Here is a 25,616-nt window from a genome sequence, read left to right on the forward strand (position 1 = left end):
CGTCCTCCGGCTTTTCTTTGAAGTGATTTCCTGAACAGAATGGAGGCTGCCGGTAAATCAGGCAATGACCTCCGAGGTAATGGCGGCCGTGACATGGCGCGCGGAATTCGGCATACCGTCGGCATGCGCTACTTCCCGCCCCGCCGGATCGTCTGCCTGACCGAGGAGACCGTGGAGACGCTGTACCTGCTCGGCGAGCAGGACCGCATCGTCGGTGTCTCCGGCTATGCGGTGCGGCCGCCGGGAGTCCGTCGCGAGAAGCCGCGGGTCTCGGCCTTCATATCGGCGGACATTCCAAAGATTCTGGCGCTTGAGCCCGACCTAGTGCTCGCCTTTTCCGATCTGCAGGCAAACATCGTTGCCGACCTCGTGCGCGCGGGCATCGCCGTCCATGTCTTCAACCAGCGCGACATTGCGGGCATCCTCGCGATGATCCGGACGCTGGGCGCCATCGTCGGTGCGGCGGAGCGCGCGGATCAACTCGCGCGCGGCTTTGAGGAGCGTCTCGCGCGGGTCGCCGCGACGCCCCGGCCCGCACCGAAGCCCAAAGTCTATTTCGAGGAGTGGGACGATCCGCTGATCTCCGGCATCGGCTGGGTTTCCGAACTGATCGAGATCGCCGGCGGCGAGGACGCGCTGCCGAACCTGCGGCTTCAGCAGGCCGCCAAGGACCGGGTCATTTCTCCCGATCTGGTGCGCGACACGGCGCCCGACGTGATCCTCGCGTCCTGGTGCGGCAAGAAGGTCGTGCCTGAGCGTATCCGGCAACGTCCCGGCTGGGGCGAGATTCCTGCCGTGCGCAACAACCGCATTGTCGAGATCAAGTCGACGATCATCCTGCAGCCGGGACCGGCGGCGCTGACGGATGGGCTCGATGCGATTGTTAGAGCGTTGTGGCCTTCGACGAATCCGTAGGGTGGGCAAAGGAGCATAGCGCCGTGCCCACCATCTAACGCACGGCGCAAGCAAATGGTGGGCACGCTTCGCTTTGCCCACCCTACCGCACTGGCTGACGTTCCCCGGATGCTGCGCAGCGCGAAGCGGTGCGCTGCTGGTCCGGGGTCCATCGCGGCGGGTCCCGGCTCTGCGGAGCAGCGCGAAGCGCGCTGCACCGCGTCCGGGACAACGATAGCTACATCTTCTCCACCCCACACCATTCCGCAATGAACAGCGCGGTCGCTTTCGTCGACTTCCGCAGCGAGTCCAGCTCGACATATTCGTTGAAGCCGTGCATGGCGGCGCCCTTTGCGCCGAAGCAGAGGCTCGGGATGTTGTAGTTCAACCCATAAAACCGCGTATCGGTCAGCGCGGTGAACGCGCGGTCCGGCACCACGCCGCCATAGACGGCGTCGAACGCTTTTGCGAAGCCGGCTTCCGGCTCGGCCGAGTTCGTCAGTTCATAACCCTCCGACAAAAAGCCCGACCATTCGACCTGCGGCGGGTTGTTGGAGAGGAATCGGTGATCGCGCGCCGCCGCCGACACGCAGGCCAAAATCTCCTTCTGGCATTCGGCGATCGACCAGCCCGGCAGAACCGCGATGCGACAATCGACGTCGCACCAGGCCGGCACACTGGAGGCCCAGTCGCCACCCTTGATGATGCCGGGATTGAAGTTGAGCGGATGAGCGACCGCCTTGAAGTGGCGGTCCGCCTTGGCGCTCTCGTTCCAGTCGGCCTCGAGCTTCTGCAGCGCGTGGATCAGATGATACGCCGCCATGATCGCGTTGGCGCCGGCGCCGGCCTCGAACACGTGCACCGGGAAGCCGCGCACCTTCAGGCGAAACCAGATCACGCCGACCTGTGAGCGCACCATGGTCTCGCCCGTCGGCTCCGGGATGAAGCAGGCGTCCGCGCGATAACCGCGCTGCAACGTCGAGAGCGCGCCGACGCCGGTCGACTCCTCCTCGATCACGGATTGAAAATGGATGCGCGCCGTCGGCTTCAGCCCTGCGGCCTTGATTGCATCCAGCGCATACAGCGCGCCGATGGTGCCGGATTTCATGTCGCAGGCGCCGCGGCCGTACATCTTGCCGTCCTTGATGGCGGGGGAGAATGGCGGTGTCTCCCACATGTCGAGGGGGCCGGCCGGTACCACGTCGCAATGGCCCTGCAGGATCAGCGATTTGCCGGCGTTGGTCGCTGGCCGATACGTACCGACCACCGTGCGCGCCTTCGAAAAATCATGCTCGATCGGGCCGAAGCCGCGCAGATCCTTCAAATCCTCGACGTCGATACGCCAATCGTCGACCTCGTAGCCGCGTTGGCGCAGGAGATCGCCGATCATGTCCTGGCACGGTCCTTCGGCGCCGCGGGTCGAGGGGATCGCAACGAAATCCTTCGTCGTGGCCAGTTGCGCATCAAAGCCGGCGTCAACGGCGTCGAGGATTCTTTGTTGCGTATCGGTCGTCATGCGGCAGCTCCAGTAAAGGAATTCCAGGAAGGCGGGAGTGCGCACCCTACCCCGATCTCAGCCGCCGGCGTAATGCGCAAAATGCGCATCCCGCAATGCATCTTCGAGCAGGCGGCCCTCTGAATAGCCGCTCAGCGAGGCCGGCCGCTCGACGCCGTCGAGAAGCCGCGGACAGGGTTCCGGCCGGCCCAGCACCGTGCGCACCGGAATACGCTCGGCATAAACAGGCAGTTCGTAGTCCTCCTCGTCGTCGGCGACACCCTTCGACCTGATCTTGGCGGACGCCTGCTCGATTTCCATCGCGATCACCGACGTCGCCTTGATCTCCTGCGCCGTGCTTTGCCTTAACGTCGCAGTCCGATCGGGGAAGAACCGGTCGACCATGGCGACGAGCGCGCGCTCCTTCTCCACGGGATCGGTGACGAGATAGGCGGTGCCGAATGCCATCACGGCGCGGTAATCCGCCGAATGGTTGAAGCCGCAGCGGGCCAGCACGAGGCTGTCGAGATGCGCAACCGTGAGGCAGACCCTCTCGCCCTCGGACTGGTTTCGCAGCATGCGGCTGGCGCTGCTGCCATGCCAGTACAGCCTGCTTCCCTCCCGCCAGAAGAACGTCGGCGTGCAATAGGGCTGGCCGTCGATCACATAGGAGACGTGGCACAGCATCGAAGCGTCGAGCAGGCCGTGCACCGTGGCGTGGTCGTAGAAGCCGCGATCATGACGGCGCTTCACCTGGTTGCGCGGCGATAACGGATACACATCGGCAGTCACGGCTTCGGTCACGGCAGCTCCTGGTGGATCGATGAGCGGTCGTTGAGAGTTGTACCGGCCAATTTGGTCTGCGATAGTGCCAATTCCATGCGAAAAATTCCGACCAATTCCCCGCCGGCGCGACGCAAGGCCGAACTCGCGCTCGATCTCTCCGGCCCTCACGTGACGCCGGACGCCTCGGCCCCGCACCGGCTCTATCAGGCGCTGTGCCACGCCATCACGGGCGGAATTGCAAGGCCCGGCGAGCCGCTGCCGCCATCGCGCACGCTGGCCAAGCAGACCGGCTTCCGCCGCAACGCCGTCACCTCGGCCTATGAGCGGCTGATCGCGGACGGATTTGCGGTAGCCACCGTCGGCTCCGGCACTTTCGTCGCCGCGCGCATTCCCGCCCGCGTCCATGACGCTCGCAGGACGAAGATCGCGATCGAGCCGCCGCAGCAAGGCCCGCTTGCGCTCGGCTGCACGCACATCGACGAACGGGCGCTGCAGCGCTTCCGGGCGTTTGCCGGCCGGCGCATGCGCGCCTTTGGCACCGAACACCTGCAGTACGGCGACCCCAGGGGCAGCCGCGAACTCCGCGCCGCGATCGCCGATCATTTGCTGTCGGCGCGTGGGCTGCGCTGCGATCCCGACCAAATCATGCTGACGTCGGGAACGCAGCATAGCTTACGGATCGTGCTGGGCGCGATCCTCAAGCCCGGCGATCAGATCTGGTGCGAAGACCCCGGCTATCCCGCCGCACGAAGGGCGATCGAGCATTGCGGCCTGCGCTCCATCTCGGTGCCGGTCGACGCTTCGGGCCTGATCGTGGCCAGGGGCCGGGCCCTCGCTCCTTCGGCTGGCGCGGCCTATGTGACACCGTCGCACCAATTTCCCCTCGGCGTGCAGATGTCGATGACGCGGCGGCTGGAATTGCTCGACTGGGCCAGGGATGCGGATGCTTTCGTCATCGAGGACGATTACGACAGCGAATTTCGATACGACGGCGCGCCGTTGCTGTCGCTCGCCGGCATCGATCATCTCTCGCGCGTCATCTACATGGGCACGTTTGCAAAGACATTGTTCCCCGGGTTGCGCATCGGCTACTGCGCGCTACCCGAGCGGCTCGTCGGGCCGGTGACGACAGCCCGCGCCGCGCTCGACCGTTTTCCCGGCACGCTGCTCGAAGGCGCCGTCGCAGACATGCTGAATTCCGGCGCGTTCGCGGCCAACCTGCGCCGGGTGCGCGGGATCTATCGCGAAGCGCGCGACGTGCTGGCTTCGACCCTCTCGGCGGCGTCGCAGGGAAAGCTCTCGGTGCCGGTGCCCTCGCAGGGCCTGCATCTGGTCGCGCGGTTCGATCCATCGGCCGATCCCCGTATCGCCGCGCAGGCCAAGGCCGAGGCCGGCGTCGCAGGTTGGCTACTGGCGGAGACTTATTTCCGCGCACGCCCGCTTCCAGGCTTCGTCCTCGGCTTTGCCGGCCACAAGCTGCCGCAACTGATCGCGTCGGCCGAGCGACTCGCGAAATCATCGCTGGCCGCCTTGCAGGCAAATGGCAAGCCGAACAAGGCTGGAACTGGCAAGGTCAAACGGCTGAAGGCCGTGACGTGACCACTAATGCCGGCCGGCACTCTACCAGAATCGCGGCCGCGTCACTAAGCTCGATGCTCAATCAAATTCACGAACGGAAATACCCGATGTCCGGCAATCGCAACGTCTCGTACCTCGTCACCGGTGCATTGATCGCAGGCCTACTCGGCTACGCAACGACGGCCCTCGCTCAGACGGTCTCGCGCGAGCAGGACATTGTCGACCTCAGGCTCGGCCAACGCGTCCTGGTCGATGATGGATCGTGTCCGACGGGACAAATCAAGGAAGTCCAGGGCTCGCAAATGACGACGTCAGGCGTGCTCCGCACCCGCAAGTGCATTCCGCGGCTGGGGACGAAAAAGCGCTAGCGGCGATCGCGCCGGCCTAGAACATGCCGTTGGTGTTGGCGGCCTTTTCCGGAATCTCCTGCACGACGTCCCAGTGCTCGACGATCTTGCCGTTCTCCAGCCTGAAAATGTCGACGATGGCACGACCGCGCGTGCCTTTCTCGCGCACGCTGTGGACGTGGACGATCACGTAGTCGCCATCGGCAAAAGCGCGCTTGATCTCGCTGCGGGAGTCCGGAAATTTCTCGCGCAGGAAACCGAGGAAGGCCTTGAAGCCCTCGATGCCATCCGGCGCCGTCGGATTGTGCTGAATGTAATGCGGCCCAAAAAACTTCGCCGCAGCATCAAAGTCCTTCCGGTTGAGAGCCGCATCGTAGAACTCGAGCACGGCCTTCTTGTTGGCTTCCTGTGTCGCAGCGTCGGCGGCGACCGCCGGAGATATGGCCAGCGACAATAGGCCGATCAGGCCGACAAAAAGAGATTTCATGACAGCTCCTTTGTGCAATCGGTCTCGATACGGAGCCCAACCTAGCAGCTTCCGTATCGGTCGACGACCCCGCGCCACAGCGCATCGCGTTCGCGCGCGGTAGAATTAAGGGGCGCTGCGGAGAATATTTTGAGGAGCCGCGCTTACTGGTTCGTCGCCGGTTCGAACATGCATTGCAGCGTCGGCTTGGCGATCTTGGTGAAGGTCGGGCCGATCTCGGATCGCTTCGATGCCGGCACCCATGCGGTCTCGATCGTCGGCACGCCGGTCTCGCTGATGCCGCGCAGCAGCGCTTCGCGCAGGTCGGCATCTTCCACAGTCGCGGCGGCGTAGTCGTGCAGGCAGCCGCAAACGCTCTCGGGATGCGCCCAGCGTCCGACCATATGGGGCGCGCAGAGCCGCACGAACTCGCCGCGCGGATCGGGCACTTTGAACAGGGAACGGAACGAGGTCTGCGGCGGCTGAAACTGGACTTGAGCCTGCGCCGCGCCGCTGAGAAGAAGAGACACAAAGATTGCAGCAGAACAGATGCGTACGAACATACCGAGCCTTTATCGGCGATCTCTTTGCAAAGGATACGCTACGCTCAGTTTGCGGCCACGACCATCGGTAGCGGCGCCGGGGCCGCAACCGGCGATCCATTATAGGCGAAGGTGCCGACCCCCGGCAGGCCCTGATCCGAAGAACCAGCCATCGAGGGACCAACCAGAATGACGGCCAAGGCGAGGATGAAGCTGATGGTCCGCATCTGACTGTCTCCGGTTATCAGTGGCCGGCGGTGCCTGCCGTCTCGTTGGCCACCTGATAACTGTCGGCTGTTTCCAGACATCTGCGCCAAAAACGAAAAATGGTTTCGTCGCGCAGGAGAATTGTTTCGTCGGCCCTCTCGGACGAAACAATAGCGGGAAAAATCCAATGAATTCAGCCGGGACGCTGGTACTTGAGATGCTCAGGCTGAACTCCGCAAGCTGGCCATTGCGGCCACTTTGGCCCTCGTCCAATGGACGAGAACCGCCTCGCTCGCTGACAGATCGGATGAACCGAAGCTTCGGTCCGGCCGACTCAGCGAATGCCACGCAACCTTCCGCGTGCCTGTGCGTTGTGACCCTTCCTCAACAAAGGACAGCAGTCGTGGGCAATGGCAACAGTGCAACCCCGACCCGCAAACCCGGCCAGCCGGTGGGTGAAAATTTGTCTGGAAGTAGCGGCTCCGAACAGCGGATCAATCCTTCCCTGAAGACAGAGCGCCACGGAAAAGCCTCAGAGCATCCGGTGAGCCTTTGTGGCGCGATGTCGCAACAAGGCGGCGAATTTCGCGGCAATGTCTCTGCGCCGCAGAAATTCGTGCATCTGGTCGGCTGCCGCGACCGCAAGGTCGCGCCGGGCCAGGAGGCCCGCCAATATTCCAATCCGCTCAAGCGGTAAGCTTGATGCCCTCATCCGGGATACGATCTCGGATCCCGACCGGTATCGGACTTACTGGAAGAATTCACCGCATTTCTGAACGGCTGCTTCAGTGGCGCCCCAAGGCATGATCGGCACTGAGGAGGTGGAGTTTTTGGGTGAACCTTCGATCAGTTTGTCCGAATAGACCATGTAGACCAGCACATTGCGTTTGGCGTCGCAGCCGCGAACGATCTGCATCTTCTTGAAGAACAGCGAGCGGCGCTGGCGGAACATGTCGTCGCCCTGCTCCATCTTGTGCTTGAACTTGACCGGGCCGATCTGACGGCACGCCAGCGAGATGTCCGAAACCTCCTCGGCGAGCCCGAGCCAGCCCTTGAAGCCGCCCTTTTCCGGCACCGTGAAGTGACAGGCCACCCCCTCGACCTCGGGGTCGTCGACCGCGTAGGTCGCAAGCTTGTCGTTGGGGCTCAGCCATTTGAAGACCGTCGAGCGGCGGAAGATCAGATCGGGCTCGTCCGCGGCCGACGCCGGTGCCGCCTGCCACAATGTCAGCGCCAACATCACCAAGGCCAGAATTTCCCACTTCTTGTCACGCTTAATGATGGCCTTGGATGTCATTGATATCTCCGCTGAAGGGCTCGCCGCCTATGTAGTGCCGGAAAGCCGGACAGGAAGGCCGCTAGCGGACTTGGAGGCCTCAGTACCGCCTTATGGATGGCGTCAGATTGAGCCGGCCAGCGTTTAACGGAATGTGAGGCTTTTTTGCTACGATCGGGGCGAAAAGCGCTGAAATTATAAGGCCTACGCTGGTGAACGCTTTTCGCCTCTGCGACAACAAACGGATTGGCAAGACGGTAGATTCGAGTATCTGGATTTAGGATCATGCGCGTGAGCGGGCATCGGTTTTTCAGCGCGAGTACTGCGGGCGCGACTATTTCGATGCAGCGATTTTGGCAGATTGCGACGTTGACCGCGGCCGGCTCCGTTGCCGCCGTTTCCCAGGCGGATGCCGCCGCGATGTTTTACTGGCAGGATTCCGACCCCGGCTATTACCGGCCGATGCCGATGGTGCAGCCGCGAAAACCGAAGGTACGGCGGCCGTCAGCCAAGACCGAGGCGGCCATCAAGGAAACCAACGCCAAACCACAGGGGCCGCTGATCATCGCGATCTCGATCGAGCAGCAGAAGGTCCGCGTCTACGACGCCAATGGGTTGTTCGCCGAAAGCCCGGTGTCGACGGGCGTGAAGGGTCATCCGACCCCAATGGGCGTATTCAGCATCATCCAGAAGCACAAGATGCACCGCTCCAACATCTATAGCGGCGCGCCGATGCCTTACATGCAGCGCATCACCTGGTCGGGGATTGCCCTGCATGCCGGCGTGCTGCCGGGCTATCCGGCGTCGCATGGCTGCATTCGCATGCCAACGGCCTTTGCCATGAAGATGTGGAACTGGACCCGGATGGGCGCGCGCGTCATCATCACGCCCGGCCAGATCACGCCTGCCAGTTTCTCGCACCCGTTGCTGGTGACGCAGAAAGTGGTCCCGCAGCCGCTCATCGCCGACGATCCCACGACCGATGCGCCCGCGGTAAAGGGCGACAAGGGCGCGGACGCAGGCCACGCGGATCCAAGCCTCGAACTTCGATCGACCGTCGGCCACGCGGCGCCGTTACGCGAACAGACCCACACGGCGGACGCCGGCAGCACTCGGCCGACGAGCGCCGTCGTGACCATGTCCGACGCAACGCCTGTCGGTGATACATCGAGCGCGGAGGCAAAGGCGGACGCGCCGAAATCAGAGCCAGCTGTCTCGGCAGCCGATGAGACCACGAAGGCGATCGTTGATACACCGGCTGCGTCGGTTGTTGCGCCTGAGGTCAAGAAGGATTCCGCGCGTCTGCCCGGCGCGGACAAGGGTCCCAGGGCCGAACCGCCCAGGCGTCCCGGCCTGATCGCGGTGTTCGTCAGCCGCAAGGATTCCAAGCTGTACGTTCGCGAGACCTTCAAGCCGCAGTTCGATTTGCCGGTGACGATTGCGCCGAGCGACCGGCCGCTTGGCACCCATGTGTTCACCGTCGAGGCTGACAAGAACGATCCCAACCTGTTGCGCTGGTCGGTGGTCTCGCTGCCGGTCACGGCGCGCAACGCTGCGCGGATCGATAACACCGAGCCTGCTGCGCGGCGCGGCAGGATGCCCGGCGCAGCGATTGCCGAGGCAAAACTGCTGCCGGCGGCGAACAGTCCGGCCGAGGCGCTGGACCGCATCGCCATCGCTCCCGAGGCGATTGCGCGGATCGCCGAGATGCTGACCACCGGCAGCTCGATCGTGGTGTCCGATCACGGCATCAACACGGGCGGTGAAACCGGCGAAGGCACCGATTTCATCGTCCCGCTGCGCATGGTCCAGCCATAACGGCTTGTTGAGGCGCGAGGGCCCGCGCATTGCGCTATGCTTCGGTCGCTAAACCGCAGCCCGAGGCTTTTCATGATGGACCGCAGGAGCGTGATATCAGCGACGCTGGCCGCGATCGCAGGCATGGCCTCGAGCAGGCAATCCCTGGCGCAGGCCGCCATGAGCCGGATCACGGCTTACGCGTTTTCGTTTCCGGGACTGGCCGGCGGCGACATCAGGCTCTCCGAATTTGCCGGCCGGCCCATCCTGATCGTCAACACCGCTTCGCTCTGTGGCTTCACCCCGCAATTTGGCGGGCTGCAGGAATTGTGGACCGAGTTCGGTGGCCGCGGCCTGATGATCGTCGGCGTTCCCTCCAATGATTTCGGCGGCCAGGAGCCGGGCGGCGCGACCGAAATCACCGCGACGGCGCAGATCCACCACGTCACCTTCCCGATCGCCGCGAAGGCGGTCGTCAAGGGATCGAACGCGCATCCGTTCTACAGATGGGCGGCAGAGGCACGGCCGAAGGAAGTTCCGCGCTGGAACTTCCACAAATACCTGATCGGCCGCGACGGCTATATCGCCGACGTCTTCCCGGAATCCATCGAACCCGTAGATACACGGGTGAGAACCGCGGTCGCACGGGCATTGGCTGCTTCCTGAATTAACCGCCTCGGGGACAAAATCCGTTGCGTGCGATTGCAACGGTTGCATTGGCGCGCCTGCTCCAACTAGGCTACTGTGCGTCGGGGGATGGAGGCAGACCGGACGACGGCAACGCCACCGACCGGGTGCGGGATTCTAATTTGGGGAAAACAGGATGCGTATTGGGGCGGGGGTGATCTTTGCCGGCGCGGTTTCGCTGCTGGCATCAAGCGCGGCGTGGTCGCAGGTTCCACCAGCCAAAGGCGTGACCGCGCCGCAGGCAGCAGCGGCACCAGTTCCCGCTCCGCCACCAGCGCCCGTCTCGACCCGCCCGCCTTGCAACAATCCGAACGCGCTCGGCATCGGCCGCACCGTCGAGATCGACACGACCGGCGGTCCCGGCTTCGGCTTCGAGCATTTCAAGGAGCTCGACTTCCTTCGCGACAAGGAAGTGGTGCTGACCTTCGACGACGGCCCGTGGCCGGTGAATACGCCTGCGGTCCTGAAGACGCTCGCGGAGGAATGCACTACCGGCATCTTCTTCCCGATCGGCAAGCACGCCACCTACTATCCCGAAATCCTCAGGCAGGTGATGGCGGCCGGCCATTCGATCGGATCGCACACCTGGTCGCATGCCGCCCTCGTCAACAAGAAGCTGAACGAGCAGCAGCGCAAGGACGAAATCGAAAAAGGCTTCAGCGCCGTGAAATGGGCACTCGGCGGCAAGGCGCCGGCGCCGTTCTTCCGCTTCCCCGCGCTGCAGCACCCGCCGGAGATGGTGACCTATCTCGGCGACCGCAACATCGGGATTTTCTCCTGCGACCTCGATTCCTTCGACTTCAAGGCGAGCAAGGCGCAGACGATCATCGACACCGTGATGCGCAAGGTCGAGAAGAACGGCAAAGGCATCATCCTGATGCACGACTTCCAGAAGCACACCGCCGAAGCCCTGCCCGAGCTTCTGAAGAAGCTGAAGGCCGGCGGCTACAAGGTGGTGGCGATGCGCGCCAAGACGCCGGTGCAGACCATCGCCCAGTATGACGAGGACATCGTCAAGGATCTGAAGCTGCCGACCGTGAGCTCGCGCCCGGTTTCCAGCGTCGTCCAGACGATCTCGGAATAGTAGCGGCGCGACGCAGGCCCGTGCCGGCGCTACGCATCGAAGGCTACGTCATCGTCTCCGCGGATGGCATGCTGGCGGATGCCCGCAACGTCATGCCGGACGAATTGAAGTTCGAGGGCGACAAGGCGTTTTTCACCGCCGCCCTCGACCGCGCCGACCTGATCCTGCACGGCCGCAATTCCTATGAGGATCAGCCGAATTCGCCGCGGCGCAAGCGGGTCATCCTGACGCGCAAAGTCGATGCCATCGCGCCCGACCCGTCCAATCCGAAAGCCACGCTGTGGAATCCCGCGGGCGCTTCGTTCGAAGCCGCCTGCCATCATGCAGGCGTGGATACCGGCACCGTCGCCGTGATCGGCGGCCCCGGCGTGTTCGGCATGTTCATGGACCGCTACGACGTGTTCTGGCTTTCGGTGGCGCCGCATGTCCGGCTACCCGGCGGCGAGCCCTGCATCCCCGGAGTCCCAGCCCGTTCGCCGCAGGAAATCCTTGCCGCGCACGGACTGCACGCCCGCGAGCCGCAGACGCTTGATGCAGCGCACGAGGTGACCGTCACGCCGTGGCGACGCGGCGCATAGGCGTCATCCTTTCGTCCAATCAATCTCGCCGTAAGCCAACCCGTGGCCAGAGATTGCTTGACAGCGCGCGGGCGCGGTTCCAACCTGAAAAGAAAAAGAAAAACAAACGTCATCATCGGGAGGACCACGACATGTTGAGGCGCGCTTCAACTATGCTTGCTGCGGTGACTCTTGGGTTCGTCACTGCTTTGACCGGGCCGGTTCAGGCCCAAACCACCGAAAAGCCGTTAGTGCTGAAGGGTCAATCGACCCACCCTGCATCCTCGAACTTCCATCTCATCTTCAAGCTTTGGGCCGAGACCGTCGAAAAGATGACGGCTGGACGCCTCAAGATCGAGACGCTGCCGGCGGGAGCGATCGTGCCGCCGTTCGAGGTATTCGACGCCACTTCCAAGAATGTTCTGGATGTCGGCATGGGACCGTTCGGCTACATCCTCGGCCGCAACACGGCGACGATTCCGATGTCGCATGGTCCGCTGTACGGCATGGACGGCTCCGACTACTGGGCCTGGTACTATGACGGCGGCGGCATGAAGCTGCTCGACGAATTTTATCGCGACGTCCTCAAGCTCAACGTCGTCGGCTTCCCGATCCCGACCGATTACCCGCAGGGAATGGGCTGGTTCAAGAAGGAGATCAACAGTCTCAGCGATCTCAAGGGCCTGAAGTACCGGATTTACGGCATCGGTGCGGAAACCTACGGCAGGCTCGGCGTCTCGGTCGTCACCATTCCCGGCGGCGAAATCGTGCCCGCCATGGAGCGCGGCGTGATCGAGGGCGCTGAATGGATCAACTGCGAAGAAGACAAGAAACTCGGCCTGCATCAGGTCGCCAAGCACTACTACACGCCGGGCATGCACGAGCCCGTCACCGGTGGCCAGTTGATGATCAACGGTGACGTCTGGAAGAAGCTCACACCTGATCTGCAGGAGATCATCAAGGTGGCGAGCGTCTATGCCACGACGCAACGTAACTTCGCGTTTAATCGCGAGACGGCGCATGCTTGCCAGGACCTGATCAAGGCGGGCGTTCAGATGCATCGCACGCCCGACGAGATCCTGAGGAACTTCCTCGACGAGTGGGAGAAAATCCAGACCGAGCACGCGGCAAAGAACCCCTTCTACAAGAAGGTGATCGACAGCCAGAAGGCCTATGCCGAACAGATCGTGCCGTTCAAGCTCTCCTGGTTCCCGCCGTACAATTTCGCCGGCGAGTACTACTGGAAGAACAAGATCTACCTGACCAAGAAGTGATCTCTCTTGCCGCATGAAGCGGAGGTGCTGGTGTCCGTACCGCCGGACGCCAGCACCGTACGAAGAGGAGTGATCATGGCGGCGGACACCAGCAGTGCTTCGGTCCCGGGCAATCCGGGCGGCGAGTTCCCGCGCGCCTTTTATGCGATTATACGGGCGATCGACCGCTTCACCGACGTGACCGGCAGGCTCATTGCTCTAACGATGCTGTTTTTGATGGTGACGATCTCGTACGAGGTCGTCATGCGCTACGGATTCAACGCGCCGACCGTTTGGGTTTATGAGTCGAGCTTCATGGCCAATGGTTCGGCCTTCATGCTCGGAGCCGCATATGCGCTGTTGAAGGGCGCACACGTTCGCACCGACATCTATTGGGAGAATTACTCGGAGCGAAAAAAGGGCGTCGTCGACCTGATCTCCTACTTGTTATTTTTTTATCCGGCCATGATCACATTCATGCTGATCAGCATTGACGACGCCTTGCACTCCTATGACACCGGCGAGCGCTCGCAGGAAAGCGTTTGGCGCGCGATCATGTGGCCGTTCCGGGCCACGATCCCCCTGGCAGCCCTTCTTCTCATGATCCAGGGCATCTCCGAAGTACTGAAGTGCTGGTACCAGGTCCAGTTCGGGCGCGAGTTCGTGCACAGAGAAAAGATCGAGATATGACGGGACTCGAACTTCTCGGACTTGTCATGCTCCTTGTGATGCTGGGAGCGATCTTCATCGGCCTGCCGATCAGCTTCACGCTGCTGTTCCTGGCGCTGATGTTCGGCTACGTCGGCATGGGCGAGCGGGTATTCAACCTCGCCTACCTCCAGACCATTGGCCTCATGAAGCAGGACGAACTCGTCGCAGTTCCGATGTTCATTCTGATGGGGTTCATCTGCGATCAGGCCGGACTGATGGAGCGACTGTTCAAAGCGTTCCGCGACCTGTTTGCACCGATCAATGGCGCGCTCTACGTGGTCGTCATCCTCACAGCAACGCTGTTCGGCATCGCTGCCGGAACCGTCGGCGCGACGGTTACGCTCCTCGGCATCATGGCCGGGCCGATGATGATCCGGGCGGGTTATGACGTGCGCATGTCGGCCGGCGCAATTGCGGCCGGCGGCACGCTCGGCATCCTGATCCCGCCGTCGGTGATGCTGGTCGTCATGGCGCCCGTGCTGGATATCTCGATTATCGATCTCTATGCGGCCGCCTTCGGCCCGGGCTTCCTGCTGTCCGCCATGTTCATTGCCTACACCTTGATACGCTCTCACTTCAATCCGAAGCTCGGCCCGCCCGTGCCGATCGAGGACCGGCCCGATTCGATGCGGATCGTGCTGTGGGAGTGTGTGGTCGGTCTTGTGCCGGTTACAGTACTGACGATCCTGACCCTCGGCGCCATCCTCGCCGGAATCACAACGGCGGCAGAGGCCGCGGCGTTTGGCGCACTGGGGTCAATCGTTCTCGTCATTGCCTACGGCCGGTTCTCGTGGCGCGGGTTGCTGGATGCCTGCTACGGCACACTCGCAACGACCAGCATGGTGCTCCTCCTCGCGGTAGCCTCCAACGTGTTCGGTTCGGTCTTTTCATGGCTCGGCACGGCAACCTGGATGACCAATGCCTTGCTGGCCTCGCCGTTGCCGGCCTGGGGCACCATGTCTCTGCTCTTGGGCCTGATCTTCCTGCTCGGCTGGCCATTCGAATGGCCGGCCATCGTGTTCATCTTCCTGCCGATGCTGGCGCCGGTGGCCAAGGGCCTGGGCTACGACATGGTCTGGTTCGGTTGCCTCGTCGCGGTCGTGCTGCAAACCGCCTTCCTGTCTCCGCCGGTCGCGATGTCAGCCTATTACCTCAAGCAGGTCGTCAAGGAGTGGAACCTGAGAATGATCTACCGCGGCATGGCCGACTTCATGGTCATCCAGTGCGTCTGCGTGGTCCTGGTGCTGATCTTCCCGGCGATCGCGATGTGGTTCCCGCAATGGCTGCAGGCGCGCAGGATAGCAGCACGCACCGCGCAGATCGAGCACGTCGCGCCGCCACAGAATGCGGCCGCAGCGCTCGATGGCCCACGCTTTGCGATCCGGAATTTCTGACCGCGGACTAGATGTCCCCGTAGGCCGGCTCGTTCGGCCGCGGACCCTTGCCGTAGCCCGCGATCATGAACAGGGCACCGATGATCGACAGGTTCTTCAGCGCCTCGATCAGCGTCTTGGCATTTTCGGGCGCCGGCTGATTCCAGAAATCGTGGAAGTAGAAGGTCGTGGCGAGCACGAAGAAGATCAGGAGGATCGCGAAGAAGCGCGCGGCGAAATTGACCGCGATCATCAGGCCGGCGAGGATCTCAAAACCGCCGACGCCGACCGCCAGCAATTGCGGCATCGGCATGCCCGCCATGGTTTCGAGCTGCGAGGTATAGGGCACAAGCAGCGCCGGAATCGTTACCTTGGATGCGATGAAGTCTGCCGTCTGCTGTATCGCGAAAAGCTTGGTCGCTCCCGTGTACATGAAGAGCACGGCGAACAGGACTCGCCCGAAGGTAACTAACGCTGGCATGGGATCGGCCTCACTGAATGGCATGCAAAGATAGCAGGCGGCGCGAAACGATTATGGGCGTTTCGTCTCCGCTTTTCAAACGCTCAAAATCGAAACCATCCGCGCAGCAGCCTGCGCGCGCCCCAACCAGACCTTCCGATAGAAGCAGAACCAAGGCGCTTTCTTGATCATAGCTTTTCAAGCGAAGCATGCTCCCCGGCCTGATCCGGAGGCCGGTAGCGGCCCGTGAAGAAAGCGCGTCAGAACAAAGGGCTGGATCCCGGTTTTGAATCAGTCTTAAGCCGGATCTATCCGAACAAGGTTGGCTGCTGGCGGCCGGCGCGCTCCTGGGCTTCGACGGCGGCGACCGCCGTCATGTTGAGGACGCCGCGCGCCGTCACCCCCGGGGTGAGGATGTGCGCCGGGCGCGCCGGGCCGATCAGGATCGGACCAACGGGAAGCGCATCCGCCAGCGTCTTGATCATCTGGTAGGCGACGTTGGCGGTGTCGAGGTTCGGCATGATCAGGATGTTGGCATCGCCTTCCAGGTTGGAATGCGGCAGCACGAGTTTTCGCGCGGCAGCCGAGAGCGCGGTATCGCCCTGCATCTCGCCGTCGGCCTCGAGCTCCGGATGCTTTTCCTTCAACAGCGTGGTGGCACGGCGCATCTTGCGCGAGGATTCCGTATCATAACTGCCGAAGTCGGAATGTGACACGAAGGCGACGCGTGGCTTCATGTTGAACCGCTGGACATGGGTTGCCGCCAGCGACGCCACTTCCGCCAGCTCCTCGGCGCTCGGATTCGGACGCACTTGGGTATCGGCTATGAAATAGGAACCCTTGGTGGTGATCATCATCGCCAGCGCCGCGAAATCGCTGACGCCGGGCAGGAAGCCGATGATCTCGCGAACATGGCGCAGATGGCTCATATAGCGGCCTTCGACGCCGCAGATCATGGCGTCAGCCTCGCCGCGCACCACTGCCAGCGCGGCAATCACCGTGTTGTTGGTGCGAACCACGGTGCGCGCAGCCTCGGGCGTGACGCCGCGCCTTCCAGCCACGTCGATATAGGTCTGCACGTAGGAGCGGTAGCGCGGATCGTCTTCCGGGTTGACGAGGTCAAAATCCTGCCCGGCCTTGATCGAGAGGCCGAACCGCTTGATCCTGGCTTCGACCACGGAGGGCCGCCCGACCAGGATCGGCCGCGCCAGCTTTTCTTCCAGCACGACCTGCGTCGCGCGCAGCACGCGCTGGTCCTCGCCCTCGGCATAGATCACGCGGACCGGCTGGGTCTTGGCCTTGGCGAACACCGGCTTCATGACGAGGCCGGAGCGGAAGGCGAAGCGTTCCAGGAGCGCGGTATATTCCTCGAAATTCGTGATCGGGCGCGTCGCCACGCCGGATTCCATCGCGGCTCGCGCCACGGCCGGCGCGATGCGCAGGATCAGCCGCGGATCGAACGGGCTCGGGATCAGCGAGCCCGGCCCAAATCCTTGTGTCTCGCCGCTGTCAAAGCCCTGCGCCACCGCATCCGACGGCGGATCGCGCGCGAGCTGCGCTATGGCGTCGACGGCGGCATGTTTCATTTCCTCGTTGATCCCGGTGGCGCCGACGTCGAGCGCACCGCGGAAGATGAACGGAAAGCACAGGACGTTGTTCACCTGGTTCGGGAAGTCGGAACGCCCGGTGCAGATCATCGCGTCGGGGCGCGCCTTCCGGGCTTCGTCCGGCATGATCTCCGGGGTCGGATTGGCCAGCGCCATCACCAGCGGCTGGTCTGCCATCGACTTTACCATGTCTGATGTCAGCACGTTGGGCGCGGATAAACCTAAGAAAATATCCGCGCCGCCGATCACGTCCGCCAGCACGCGCGCACTCGTTTTTTGCGCATAGACCGCCTTCCAGCGGTCCATCAGCGTGTTGCGCCCCTCATGCACGACGCCGTCGATATCGCAGACCCAGATGTTCTTGCGCTGTGCGCCCATTGACACCAACAGATTGAGGCACGCGATCGCCGCAGCACCGGCGCCGGAGCAGACGATCTTCACATCGGGCAATTTCTTGCCATTCAGCAGCAAGCCATTGACGATGGCAGCTCCGACGATGATGGCCGTGCCATGCTGGTCGTCGTGGAACACCGGGATCTTCATGCGCTCCTTGAGCTGCGCCTCGATCTCAAAACATTCCGGTCCCTTGATGTCCTCGAGATTGATGCCGCCGAAGGTCGGCTCCAGCGCCGCCACCGTTTCGACCACGCGCTCGATGGTGTCGGCGGCGATCTCGATGTCGAACACGTCGATCCCTGCGAATTTCTTAAACAGGACCGCCTTGCCTTCCATCACGGGCTTGGAGGCCAAGGGACCGATGTTGCCGAGCCCCAACACCGCGGTACCGTTGGAAACCACGGCGACCAGATTGGCGCGGGAGGTCAGCGATGCCGCTTCGGCCGGATTGTTGGCGATCTCGGTGCAGGCCGCCGCTACGCCCGGCGAATAGGCCAGCGCGAGGTCGCGCTGGTTGGCGAGCGGCTTGGTCGCCTGGATTTCGAGTTTACCGGGCCGCGGCAGCCGATGATACGCCAGCGCCGCAGAACGCAGATCTTCAGAATAGGACGACATGTAGGCTCCCGCGTTTCCGGTCCCGAACTCTTGTCTTATTGATACTTCCAGATCAGGGTCAGTTTTCCGGCAAAATGAGGGGGATGTGAAGCACGGGCGACCACTTGGATGCAACATCCGAGAACGCCGCCGTCAACAGGGGCTCATCGACGAAGTGCGGCAAATCCGGTAGCATATTCGTCTCCCTACCCCATCCCCTTGGCCGACAATGTGGCAAATTTGCCCCCTGCAACGTCGGCGACCGGAGCACAACTAATGGTAAAGATACTGCTGGGTCTGGTCGCCGCGGTCGTGATCGCGGTGGGCGGCTTCTTCGGCTTCGAGTACTACACCCAGCATCGAATCAAGGGCGAGGTCGAGGCCGCGTTCGAGCAGATCAGAGCCAGCGGCGGCAAGGCCAGCCACGGCAAGGTGTCGTTCGACCTGAAGAGCCGCACGCTCAGGATTGACGATATCGCGACTGAATCGGCAACGCAGCCGCCGGTGCGCGTGAAGATTGCCAGCGTCACAGCCTCTGGGCTCGGCCAGCCGGACGCGGGCCGCTTCTCGGCCGACACCCTCGAAGCGTCGGATATGGAAATCAGCGGCGGCATCTCCGGTCCGACGGACGGGAAAGTCACATATAAAATGCCACGCTTCGTCATGAAGGACTATTCCGGCCCCGCGAACATCCAGCTCCCATCGGCTTCGGCATCCATCATCGACGCCTATCGATCCAGCTTGCAGCAATTTGCCGCGATGTCGGCGACGTCCATCTCGGCGCCGAGCATGACAGGGACGATCAACGTCGGCACCAAAATGTCGGGAGAGTTCGCCTATTCAGGCATGACGTTCAAGGACATCAAGGCCGGCAAGATCGCCGCGATGGACGTCGAGCGGGCCGGCTTCACCGTCAACACGCAACAGGCGGGCAAGCCCGACAAGATGACCGGCGAAATCACAAACCTCGCTGCGCGCGACTTCGACGCCGGCGCGATCGCCGCCATCCTGGATCCGCAAAAGAACAGTGAAGATCGCTATATCCGAGCCTCCGGCAAGATGACGGCCGGTCCCTACACCATTACGTCAGCGCAAGGGGTTCGCATGCGCATCGACGCGATGATGGTCGACGAAGTCGCCGTACGCCCGTCGCGGCTGCAACTTCCGACGATGCTTGCGACCATACAGGCGGCCGGAACCGCTCAACCTTCGCCCACGCAAGCGCGCGAACTGATCGAGCGAGCGGCCGCGATCTACGAGGGCATGCGTATTGGAACGGCCGAGATGCGCGGCCTTTCGGCCGAAACACCGCAAGGCCCGTTCAAGCTCTCGGCGATCAGGTTCAATCTGGAAGACGGCAAGGTCGGCGAATTTGCGGTCGAAGGGCTTGATATGAACACGCCGAAAGGCCCCTTCAAGCTAGGACGCTTCGCGCTCAAGTCGCTCGATGTCGCGAACTTCATGCGGGTCTCGGCGCAGTTTGCAAATCCAGCGCAGGCACCTTCACCCGAATTGATCGCGGGGCTGTTTCCCCTCATCCAGGGCGTTGAGGTCAAGAGCGTCACAGCACCGTTCAAGAACACCGGCAGGTTCGTCAACCTCGACAGTTTCGATGTGAACTGGGGCCAATTTGTCGGCCCGATTCCGAGCAAGGTGCGCGTGACCGCGAAGATGACGACGCCCATCGACGCGAGCGATCCGTCCATGCGGCAGCTTGTGGCGACTGGTCTGGATGCGCTTTCGGCCGATGGCGATATCGGCGCGGAATGGACCGGGGCATCCCGCAGCTTCGTCGTGGACGCCCCGAAATTGGAAATCGGCGGAATGATGAAAGCATCCGCGCGGATTACGCTCGCCAACGTGCCGCGGGAGGTATTTTCGGTCAACCCGGCTCAGGCCATGGGCGCGGCGGCGCAGATCGAGGCCGGCGCGATCGAGTTCACGCTGCATGACCTCGGCAGCGTCGATCGCGGGATGGCCCAATATGCCCGCGCCCTGAATGTCAATCGCGAGACCGCTCGCCGCAGCTTCGCCGACGAAATCAGGGCCGCCGGCAAAGAAACTGCGGCGGCAAATCCCGACGCTGTAGCCGCAGCGGAGGCGCTGGCCCGCTTTATCGAGAGCCCGGGGCAAACGCTGATCATCAAGCTCACGCCGACCGGCAAGGTGCCGGCGATGCAGCTGTTCCAGATGTTGAAGACCGATCCGCTGATCGCGCTGGCGCAATTTCGGATCGAGGCTTCGACGGGACTGTGAGCGAGTCTTACGTCTTGTCCGGCAGGTTAAGCCGGATGTGGAGCTCGCGGAGCTGCTTGGTCGTGACCTCCGATGGCGCACCCATCAGGAGGTCCACGGCCTGCTGGTTCATCGGGAACAGCGAGATTTCGCGCAGGTTCGTGGTGCCGCACAGCAGCATCACGATACGGTCGACGCCGGCCGCCATGCCGCCATGCGGCGGGGCGCCGTACTGGAATGCGCGATACATGCCGCCGAAACGCTCCACGACGTCCTTTTCGCCATAGCCCGCGATCTCGAACGCCTTCACCATCGCTTCCGGCTTGTGGTTGCGGATGCCGCCGGAGGCAATCTCGTAGCCGTTGCAGGTGATGTCGTACTGGAACGCCTTGATGGTCAGCGGGTCCTGCCCGTTGAGCGCGTCCAGTCCACCTTGCGGCATCGAGAACGGGTTGTGCGAGAAGTCGACCTTCTTGTCTTCCTCGTTGTACTCGTACATCGGGAAGTCGACGATCCAGGCGAGTTCGAACCGGTCCTTGTCGATCAGGTTCAATTCCTCGGCCACCTTGGTGCGGGCGAGGCCTGAGAACTTCCAGAATTTTTCCGGATCGCCCGCGACGAAGAAGGCGGCGTCGCCCTCCTTCATGCCGAGTTGCGCGCGGATTGCCGCCGTCCGCTCCGCGCCGATGTTGTTGGCAAGCGGGCCCGCACCCTCGCCGCCCTCGCGCCACATGATGTAGCCGAGGCCGGGCTGGCCTTCGCCTTGCGCCCAGGAGTTCATGCGGTCGCAGAACGCGCGTGAACCGCCGCCCGTGCCCGGGATCGCCCAGACCTGGTTTTTCGGGTCTTCCAGCATCCGCGCGAACACCTTGAAGCCGGAGCCGCGGAAGTGTTCGGAGACGTCCTGCATCACGATCGGGTTGCGCAGGTCCGGCTTGTCGGTGCCGTATTTGCGTAGGGCTTCCGCAAACGGAATCCGCGGCCACCCCTTGGTCACCGGCTTGCCCTTGGCGAACTCCTCAAACACACCGGTGACAACCGGCTCCATCGCCGCAAACACGTCTTCCTGCGTGACGAAGCTCATCTCGACGTCGAGCTGATAGAACTCGCCCGGCAGGCGGTCGGCGCGCGGGTCCTCGTCGCGGAAGCACGGCGCGATCTGGAAGTAGCGGTCGAAGCCCGACATCATCAGGAGCTGCTTGTACTGCTGCGGCGCCTGCGGCAGCGCATAGAACTTGCCGGGATGGATGCGCGACGGCACCAGGAAGTCGCGCGCGCCTTCCGGGGAGGACGCGGTCAGGATCGGGGTCTGGAACTCGAAGAACCCCTGCTCCTTCATGCGCCGGCGCATCGAATCAACGATCGCGCCGCGGGTCATGATGTTCTGGTGCAGCTTCTCGCGACGGAGATCGAGGAAGCGGTACTTGAGCCTGATGTCCTCAGGATATTCCTGCTCGCCGAACACCGGCAGCGGCAGCTCGCCGGCGGGGCCGAGCACCTCGATCTCGCTGACGTAAACTTCGACCTTGCCGGTCGACAGTTCCGGGTTGTCGGTCCCCTCGGGACGGCGGCGCACCTTGCCGTCGATCCGCACCACCCATTCCGAGCGGAACTTTTCGACTTCCTTGAACGCGGGCGAATCGGGGTCGGCCACGCATTGCGTGATGCCGTAATGGTCGCGCAAATCGATGAACAGCACGCCGCCATGGTCGCGGATGCGATGGCACCAGCCGGAAAGACGGGCGATCTGCCCGATGTCGCCCTCGCGGAGCGCGCCGCATGTATGTGACCGGTAGCGATGCATGGAGGTCCCAAAAAACAGATGTCGGAGGTCAGAATCGAACCAGGCCAAAATGGCCCATCGAAGTGCGCCGGTTTACCTGAGGAGGCGTGGGGCGGCAACCAAGGCAGCCCCTGTTTTAGGCCCGAAACGGCAGATTCCGGGTTCAGAAAGCGCCCGCCCTTTGCCTATTCCCTTCCCGCGCCTATCTTTAGGCCATGACCATCCATTTCCCGTTCCAGAACACCTATTCGGCCCTGCCGGCGAACTTTTTCGCGCGCGTGGCGCCGACGCCCGTGGCCGCCCCCCGGCTGGTCAAGCTGAACCGGGCCTTGGCCGTCCAGCTCGGCCTCGATCCCGATGTTCTGGAGAGCCCGGAAGGCGCGGAAATCCTCGCCGGAAAGCGCGTGCCTGAGGGCGCCGATCCGATCGCCATGGCCTATGCCGGCCACCAGTTCGGCCAGTTCGTGCCCCAGCTCGGCGACGGCCGCGCCATCCTGCTCGGCGAGGTCATCGACAAGGACGGCGTCCGCCGCGACATCCAGCTCAAGGGCAGCGGACCTACGCCATTCTCGCGCCGGGGCGACGGCCGCGCCGCGCTCGGGCCGGTCTTGCGCGAATACATCGTCAGCGAGGCGATGTATGCCCTCGGCATCCCCACCACCCGTTCGCTCGCCGCCGTCGTCACCGGCGAGGGCGTGATGCGCGAGACCATGCTGCCGGGCGCGGTGCTCACGCGCGTGGCCGCAAGCCATGTTCGCGTCGGCACCTTCCAGTTCTTCGCCGCGCGCGGCGATACCGACGCCGTGCGGGCGCTCGCCGACCACGTCATCGCGCGACACTATCCCGATGTCGCGAAGGCCGAGCGTCCCTATCACGCGTTGCTCGAAAGCGTCGTCGCCCGCCAGGCCGATCTCGTCGCGCGCTGGCTTCTGGTCGGCTTCATCCACGGCGTCATGAACACCGACAACACCTCGATCTCGGGTGAGACCATCGACTACGGCCCCTGCGCCTTCATGGACGAATACAACCCCGCGCAGGTGTTCTCGTCGATCGACGAGATGGGTCGCTACGCCTATGCCAACCAGCCGCGCATCGCGCTGTGGAATCTGACGCGGCTCGCCGAATGCCTGCTGCGGTTGTTTTCCGACGACCAGGACAAGGCGATCGAACAGGCGCAAATGATCTTGGGCGAGTTCGCCGAGAAATTCACGGCCGCCTATCAAGCCGGATTGCGCAAGAAGATCGGCCTGTTCACCGAACGCGACGGCGACGAAGCCTTGATCCAGGATCTGCTTGACACCATGGCGAAGAACACCGCCGACTTCACCCTCACCTTCCGCCGCCTCACCGATGCCGCCAGCGATCCCGCCGAGAACAAGGCGCGCGATCAGTTCACCGATCCCGCCGCTTACGACGAGTGGGCCGCACGCTGGCGTCAGCGCCTCGCCGACGAGCCACAATCCGCCGCCGCCGAGCGGCAGGCCGCGATGCGCGCGGTCAATCCGGCGTTCATCCCGCGCAACCACCGCGTCGAAGCTGTGATCGCAGCGGCCGTCAACAACGACTACGCGCCGTTCGAGGAATTGCTGACGGTCCTGTCAAAGCCGTATGAGGATCAGCCGGCCTATGCGGCCTATGCCGAGCCGCCGCTGCCGGACCAACGCGTGCTGCGGACGTTCTGCGGGACGTAACGCGCTGGCCCCACCACGTCATTCCGGGGCGATGCGAAGCATCGAGCCCGGAATCCATCAGGCCGCAGAGCATTTGGAGAAATGGATTCCGGGCCTGCGCCTGTCGGCGCATCCCGGAAGGACAGTCACTCGCGTGCCCGTTAACCGCAATCCTTAAGAGCCCGTCCACCATTCGGCGACGCACTCCGCGCCCGGCTCCAAAAATTAAGAAACGGTCAACGCCCTCCCCACAAATCTAACGACATCTTGGGGAGAATTGCCGTGGACGCCTTTGCTTTCGCATTCATGGGAATGGTGATGATTGCCCTCTGTCTCGCCGTGCTCGCGATTCCGTCGGGACGGCGCCGGTCGCGGCACATCCGCTACGAGTGAGCGGTTTTCCGGTCCGCTCGGCGCCTGATGACTGGAATGGCTACAGGACGGCGGCCGGCCTCCGTTGGGACGCAAAAAAGCCGTGCTCAGGCTCAAATGCAGGGCTCAAATCCTCCGCGACACCCTTGACATATCAGCGTTTTCGGCAGAACGCCTGTCCGACGCGTCATGGATTGTTCATGGATCTGATTACCACCACTTCCGACCTCGCCGCCGCCTGCTCCCGGCTCGCCCAACACAAGGTCATCACGGTCGACACCGAGTTCCTGCGGGAGACGACGTACTACCCCTTGCTCTGCGTCGTGCAGATGGCGAGCCCGGACGAAGCCGTCGTGATCGACACGCTGGCGCCAGGCATCGACCTCAAGCCGTTCTTCGACCTGATGGGTAACGAGGCGGTGCTGAAGGTATTTCACGCCGCCCGCCAGGACATCGAGATCGTCTGGCACCAGTCCGGCACCATTCCGCACCCGATCTTCGACACGCAGGTCGCGGCGATGGTGCTGGGCTATGGCGACAGCATCGCCTATGACCAGCTCGTCGAGCGCGTCACCGGCCACCGGCCGGACAAGACCCACCGTTTCACCGACTGGTCGCGCCGGCCGCTGACGCCGGAGCAAATGCATTACGCGATCTCCGATGTCACCCATTTGCGCGACGTCTTTGCCGCCCTCGACGCCGATTTGAAGAAGCGCGGCCGCAGCGACTGGGTCAGCGAGGAGATGGAAGTCCTGACCTCGCCAAGGACCTACGATTTCCACCCGGAGCGCGCCTGGGAGCGGCTGAAGACGCGGGTGCGCAAGCCGAAGGAGCTTGCCGTGCTGATGGAAGTCGCGGCCTGGCGCGAGCAGGAAGCGCAAAGCCGCGACGTGCCGCGCTCACGGGTGCTGAAGGACGATGCAGTCGGCGACATCGCCACCCACGCCCCGACCTCGCTCGAGCGCCTTGCCGGCCTGCGCTCGTTGCCGAAAGGCTTTGACCGCTCCAAATGGGGCAGCGATATCATCGCCGCCGTGCAGCGCGGCCTCGCCCGCGATCACGCCACCTTGCCGAAGATCGAAAAACCGCGCGGCGGTTCGAATGGCGCCGCGACCGTCGAGCTCCTGAAGGTGCTGCTGCGGATGACGTCGGAGCGCCACGCCGTCGCCAGCAAGGTGATCGCGACCGTCGACGATCTCGATCAGATCGCCGCCGACGATCACGCCGACGTCGCTGCCCTGCACGGCTGGCGCCGCGAATTGTTCGGCGAAGCGGCGCTGGCGCTGAAGCACGGCAGGTTGGCGCTCGCGATCGAAAAAGGCAGGGTCGTCCGGGTCGATCGGACGTAAGTAACAACTTCCGAGAACCGTTCCCCGGATGCCGCTCAAGTAAGCCGCCAGGTGGGCGCTTCCCGATCCGAAGCGTCAACCGGCGGCACGATCGGCA

General features: G+C 63.2%; 24 protein-coding genes. 14 read left to right on the plus strand and 10 right to left on the minus strand.

Features of this window, described 5'->3' with window-relative positions; all coding sequences use genetic code 11:
* Positions 1 to 123: 123 nt before the first annotated feature.
* The gene (locus V1277_RS33845; protein WP_334420531.1) at positions 124 to 915 is read left to right on the plus strand and encodes a cobalamin-binding protein; all 792 of its coding nucleotides are present in this window, start codon (positions 124 to 126) and stop codon (positions 913 to 915) included.
* A gap of 217 nt (positions 916 to 1,132) precedes the next feature.
* Here the strand turns inward: V1277_RS33845 and V1277_RS33850 are convergent, their stop codons facing one another.
* Together V1277_RS33850 and V1277_RS33855 are read right to left on the minus strand one after the other, a co-directional pair.
* A complete protein-coding gene (locus V1277_RS33850; protein ID WP_334420059.1) occupies positions 1,133 to 2,410 on the minus strand; it encodes an ArgE/DapE family deacylase in 1,278 nt (425 codons plus the stop codon).
* Positions 2,411 to 2,467: 57 nt separating this feature from the next.
* Complete coding sequence (locus tag V1277_RS33855) at positions 2,468 to 3,193, minus strand: pyridoxamine 5'-phosphate oxidase family protein (protein WP_334420060.1); 726 nt, start codon at positions 3,191 to 3,193, stop codon at positions 2,468 to 2,470.
* Positions 3,194 to 3,268: 75 nt separating this feature from the next.
* Here V1277_RS33855 and pdxR point away from each other — a divergent pair, with 75 nt between their 5' ends.
* Positions 3,269 to 4,774: a MocR-like pyridoxine biosynthesis transcription factor PdxR gene (gene pdxR, locus V1277_RS33860; protein ID WP_334420061.1), complete on the plus strand. Its 1,506-nt coding sequence runs from the start codon at positions 3,269 to 3,271 to the stop codon at positions 4,772 to 4,774.
* 86 nt (positions 4,775 to 4,860) lie between these two features.
* Positions 4,861 to 5,121: a DUF6719 family protein gene (locus V1277_RS33865; protein ID WP_334420062.1), complete on the plus strand. Its 261-nt coding sequence runs from the start codon at positions 4,861 to 4,863 to the stop codon at positions 5,119 to 5,121.
* A 16-nt stretch (positions 5,122 to 5,137) separates the two neighbouring features.
* Here the strand turns inward: V1277_RS33865 and V1277_RS33870 are convergent, their stop codons facing one another.
* From V1277_RS33870 to V1277_RS33880, 3 genes are all read right to left on the minus strand, one after another.
* Positions 5,138 to 5,587 (minus strand): nuclear transport factor 2 family protein, encoded by a 450-nt coding sequence (locus V1277_RS33870; protein WP_082637720.1) that lies wholly within the window; start codon positions 5,585 to 5,587, stop codon positions 5,138 to 5,140.
* A gap of 143 nt (positions 5,588 to 5,730) precedes the next feature.
* A complete protein-coding gene (locus tag V1277_RS33875) occupies positions 5,731 to 6,129 on the minus strand; it encodes a hypothetical protein (protein ID WP_334420063.1) in 399 nt (132 codons plus the stop codon).
* Positions 6,130 to 6,173: 44 nt separating this feature from the next.
* On the minus strand, positions 6,174 to 6,335 hold the full coding sequence (locus tag V1277_RS33880; RefSeq protein ID WP_334375745.1) for a hypothetical protein: 162 nt from the start codon (positions 6,333 to 6,335) through the stop codon (positions 6,174 to 6,176).
* Positions 6,336 to 6,718: 383 nt separating this feature from the next.
* On the opposite strand from V1277_RS33880, the gene V1277_RS33885 reads away from it, so the two are divergent.
* The gene (locus V1277_RS33885) at positions 6,719 to 7,012 is read left to right on the plus strand and encodes a hypothetical protein (RefSeq protein WP_334420064.1); all 294 of its coding nucleotides are present in this window, start codon (positions 6,719 to 6,721) and stop codon (positions 7,010 to 7,012) included.
* 51 nt (positions 7,013 to 7,063) lie between these two features.
* Here the strand turns inward: V1277_RS33885 and V1277_RS33890 are convergent, their stop codons facing one another.
* The gene (locus tag V1277_RS33890; RefSeq protein WP_334420532.1) at positions 7,064 to 7,555 is read right to left on the minus strand and encodes a CreA family protein; all 492 of its coding nucleotides are present in this window, start codon (positions 7,553 to 7,555) and stop codon (positions 7,064 to 7,066) included.
* Positions 7,556 to 7,933: 378 nt separating this feature from the next.
* On the opposite strand from V1277_RS33890, the gene V1277_RS33895 reads away from it, so the two are divergent.
* The 7 genes from V1277_RS33895 (at position 7,934) to V1277_RS33925 (ending at position 15,074) form a co-directional block, all read left to right on the plus strand.
* A complete protein-coding gene (locus tag V1277_RS33895) occupies positions 7,934 to 9,409 on the plus strand; it encodes a L,D-transpeptidase (protein WP_334420065.1) in 1,476 nt (491 codons plus the stop codon).
* Between the two features lie 72 nt (positions 9,410 to 9,481).
* Positions 9,482 to 10,054, plus strand: coding sequence for a glutathione peroxidase (locus V1277_RS33900; RefSeq protein WP_334420066.1), 573 nt, complete (start codon positions 9,482 to 9,484; stop codon positions 10,052 to 10,054).
* Positions 10,055 to 10,211: 157 nt separating this feature from the next.
* A complete protein-coding gene (locus V1277_RS33905; RefSeq protein ID WP_334375750.1) occupies positions 10,212 to 11,159 on the plus strand; it encodes a polysaccharide deacetylase family protein in 948 nt (315 codons plus the stop codon).
* 68 nt (positions 11,160 to 11,227) lie between these two features.
* Positions 11,228 to 11,737, plus strand: a complete 510-nt coding sequence (locus V1277_RS33910) for a dihydrofolate reductase (RefSeq protein WP_334420533.1) — start codon at positions 11,228 to 11,230, stop codon at positions 11,735 to 11,737.
* Positions 11,738 to 11,967: 230 nt separating this feature from the next.
* A complete protein-coding gene (locus V1277_RS33915) occupies positions 11,968 to 12,990 on the plus strand; it encodes a TRAP transporter substrate-binding protein (RefSeq protein ID WP_334375751.1) in 1,023 nt (340 codons plus the stop codon).
* Positions 12,991 to 13,065: 75 nt separating this feature from the next.
* Positions 13,066 to 13,659, plus strand: a complete 594-nt coding sequence (locus V1277_RS33920; RefSeq protein WP_275184625.1) for a TRAP transporter small permease subunit — start codon at positions 13,066 to 13,068, stop codon at positions 13,657 to 13,659.
* Complete coding sequence (locus tag V1277_RS33925) at positions 13,656 to 15,074, plus strand: TRAP transporter large permease (protein WP_334420067.1); 1,419 nt, start codon at positions 13,656 to 13,658, stop codon at positions 15,072 to 15,074. The genes V1277_RS33920 and V1277_RS33925 overlap by 4 nt, the downstream gene beginning before the upstream one ends.
* 7 nt (positions 15,075 to 15,081) lie before the next feature.
* Here V1277_RS33925 and V1277_RS33930 read toward each other — a convergent pair whose 3' ends face one another.
* From V1277_RS33930 to V1277_RS33940, 3 genes are all read right to left on the minus strand, one after another.
* Positions 15,082 to 15,534 carry a DoxX family protein gene (locus V1277_RS33930; RefSeq protein WP_334420068.1) on the minus strand — a complete coding sequence of 151 codons (453 nt, stop codon included), beginning with the start codon at positions 15,532 to 15,534 and terminating at the stop codon, positions 15,082 to 15,084.
* A 10-nt stretch (positions 15,535 to 15,544) separates the two neighbouring features.
* The gene (locus V1277_RS33935; protein WP_334420069.1) at positions 15,545 to 15,715 is read right to left on the minus strand and encodes a hypothetical protein; all 171 of its coding nucleotides are present in this window, start codon (positions 15,713 to 15,715) and stop codon (positions 15,545 to 15,547) included.
* A gap of 106 nt (positions 15,716 to 15,821) precedes the next feature.
* Positions 15,822 to 18,131, minus strand: a complete 2,310-nt coding sequence (locus tag V1277_RS33940; protein ID WP_334420071.1) for an NADP-dependent malic enzyme — start codon at positions 18,129 to 18,131, stop codon at positions 15,822 to 15,824.
* A 255-nt stretch (positions 18,132 to 18,386) separates the two neighbouring features.
* On the opposite strand from V1277_RS33940, the gene V1277_RS33945 reads away from it, so the two are divergent.
* Positions 18,387 to 20,366 (plus strand): hypothetical protein, encoded by a 1,980-nt coding sequence (locus V1277_RS33945; protein ID WP_334420072.1) that lies wholly within the window; start codon positions 18,387 to 18,389, stop codon positions 20,364 to 20,366.
* A 7-nt stretch (positions 20,367 to 20,373) separates the two neighbouring features.
* On the opposite strand, the gene aspS is transcribed toward V1277_RS33945, so the two are convergent.
* Complete coding sequence (gene aspS, locus V1277_RS33950; RefSeq protein ID WP_334420073.1) at positions 20,374 to 22,149, minus strand: aspartate--tRNA ligase; 1,776 nt, start codon at positions 22,147 to 22,149, stop codon at positions 20,374 to 20,376.
* 194 nt (positions 22,150 to 22,343) lie between these two features.
* On the opposite strand from aspS, the gene V1277_RS33955 reads away from it, so the two are divergent.
* Both V1277_RS33955 and rnd read left to right on the plus strand, forming a co-directional pair.
* Entirely contained in the window at positions 22,344 to 23,819 is a 1,476-nt protein-coding gene (locus V1277_RS33955; RefSeq protein ID WP_334420075.1) for a protein adenylyltransferase SelO, read from the plus strand.
* 551 nt (positions 23,820 to 24,370) lie between these two features.
* Positions 24,371 to 25,519: a ribonuclease D gene (rnd, locus tag V1277_RS33960; protein WP_334420076.1), complete on the plus strand. Its 1,149-nt coding sequence runs from the start codon at positions 24,371 to 24,373 to the stop codon at positions 25,517 to 25,519.
* Positions 25,520 to 25,616 lie beyond the last annotated feature (97 nt).

The sequence above is a fragment of the Bradyrhizobium sp. AZCC 1588 genome (genome assembly GCF_036924735.1).
GTDB lineage: Bacteria > Pseudomonadota > Alphaproteobacteria > Rhizobiales > Xanthobacteraceae > Bradyrhizobium.

Excerpts from the sequence above, each read along its gene's own strand:
- V1277_RS33845 (WP_334420531.1), top strand. The coding sequence starts at position 124 with ATGCGCTACTTCCCGCCCCGCCGGATCGTCTGCCTGACCGAGGAGACC.
- V1277_RS33850 (WP_334420059.1), bottom strand. The coding sequence starts at position 2,410 with ATGACGACCGATACGCAACAAAGAATCCTCGACGCCGTTGACGCCGGC.
- pdxR (WP_334420061.1), top strand. The coding sequence starts at position 3,269 with ATGCGAAAAATTCCGACCAATTCCCCGCCGGCGCGACGCAAGGCCGAA.
- V1277_RS33865 (WP_334420062.1), top strand. The coding sequence starts at position 4,861 with ATGTCCGGCAATCGCAACGTCTCGTACCTCGTCACCGGTGCATTGATC.
- V1277_RS33870 (WP_082637720.1), bottom strand. The coding sequence starts at position 5,587 with ATGAAATCTCTTTTTGTCGGCCTGATCGGCCTATTGTCGCTGGCCATA.
- V1277_RS33875 (WP_334420063.1), bottom strand. The coding sequence starts at position 6,129 with ATGTTCGTACGCATCTGTTCTGCTGCAATCTTTGTGTCTCTTCTTCTC.
- V1277_RS33880 (WP_334375745.1), bottom strand. The coding sequence starts at position 6,335 with ATGCGGACCATCAGCTTCATCCTCGCCTTGGCCGTCATTCTGGTTGGT.
- V1277_RS33890 (WP_334420532.1), bottom strand. The coding sequence starts at position 7,555 with ATGTTGGCGCTGACATTGTGGCAGGCGGCACCGGCGTCGGCCGCGGAC.
- V1277_RS33895 (WP_334420065.1), top strand. The coding sequence starts at position 7,934 with ATGCAGCGATTTTGGCAGATTGCGACGTTGACCGCGGCCGGCTCCGTT.
- V1277_RS33900 (WP_334420066.1), top strand. The coding sequence starts at position 9,482 with ATGATGGACCGCAGGAGCGTGATATCAGCGACGCTGGCCGCGATCGCA.
- V1277_RS33905 (WP_334375750.1), top strand. The coding sequence starts at position 10,212 with ATGCGTATTGGGGCGGGGGTGATCTTTGCCGGCGCGGTTTCGCTGCTG.
- V1277_RS33910 (WP_334420533.1), top strand. The coding sequence starts at position 11,228 with ATGCTGGCGGATGCCCGCAACGTCATGCCGGACGAATTGAAGTTCGAG.
- V1277_RS33920 (WP_275184625.1), top strand. The coding sequence starts at position 13,066 with ATGGCGGCGGACACCAGCAGTGCTTCGGTCCCGGGCAATCCGGGCGGC.
- V1277_RS33925 (WP_334420067.1), top strand. The coding sequence starts at position 13,656 with ATGACGGGACTCGAACTTCTCGGACTTGTCATGCTCCTTGTGATGCTG.
- V1277_RS33930 (WP_334420068.1), bottom strand. The coding sequence starts at position 15,534 with ATGCCAGCGTTAGTTACCTTCGGGCGAGTCCTGTTCGCCGTGCTCTTC.
- V1277_RS33940 (WP_334420071.1), bottom strand. The coding sequence starts at position 18,131 with ATGTCGTCCTATTCTGAAGATCTGCGTTCTGCGGCGCTGGCGTATCAT.
- V1277_RS33945 (WP_334420072.1), top strand. The coding sequence starts at position 18,387 with ATGGTAAAGATACTGCTGGGTCTGGTCGCCGCGGTCGTGATCGCGGTG.
- aspS (WP_334420073.1), bottom strand. The coding sequence starts at position 22,149 with ATGCATCGCTACCGGTCACATACATGCGGCGCGCTCCGCGAGGGCGAC.
- V1277_RS33955 (WP_334420075.1), top strand. The coding sequence starts at position 22,344 with ATGACCATCCATTTCCCGTTCCAGAACACCTATTCGGCCCTGCCGGCG.
- rnd (WP_334420076.1), top strand. The coding sequence starts at position 24,371 with ATGGATCTGATTACCACCACTTCCGACCTCGCCGCCGCCTGCTCCCGG.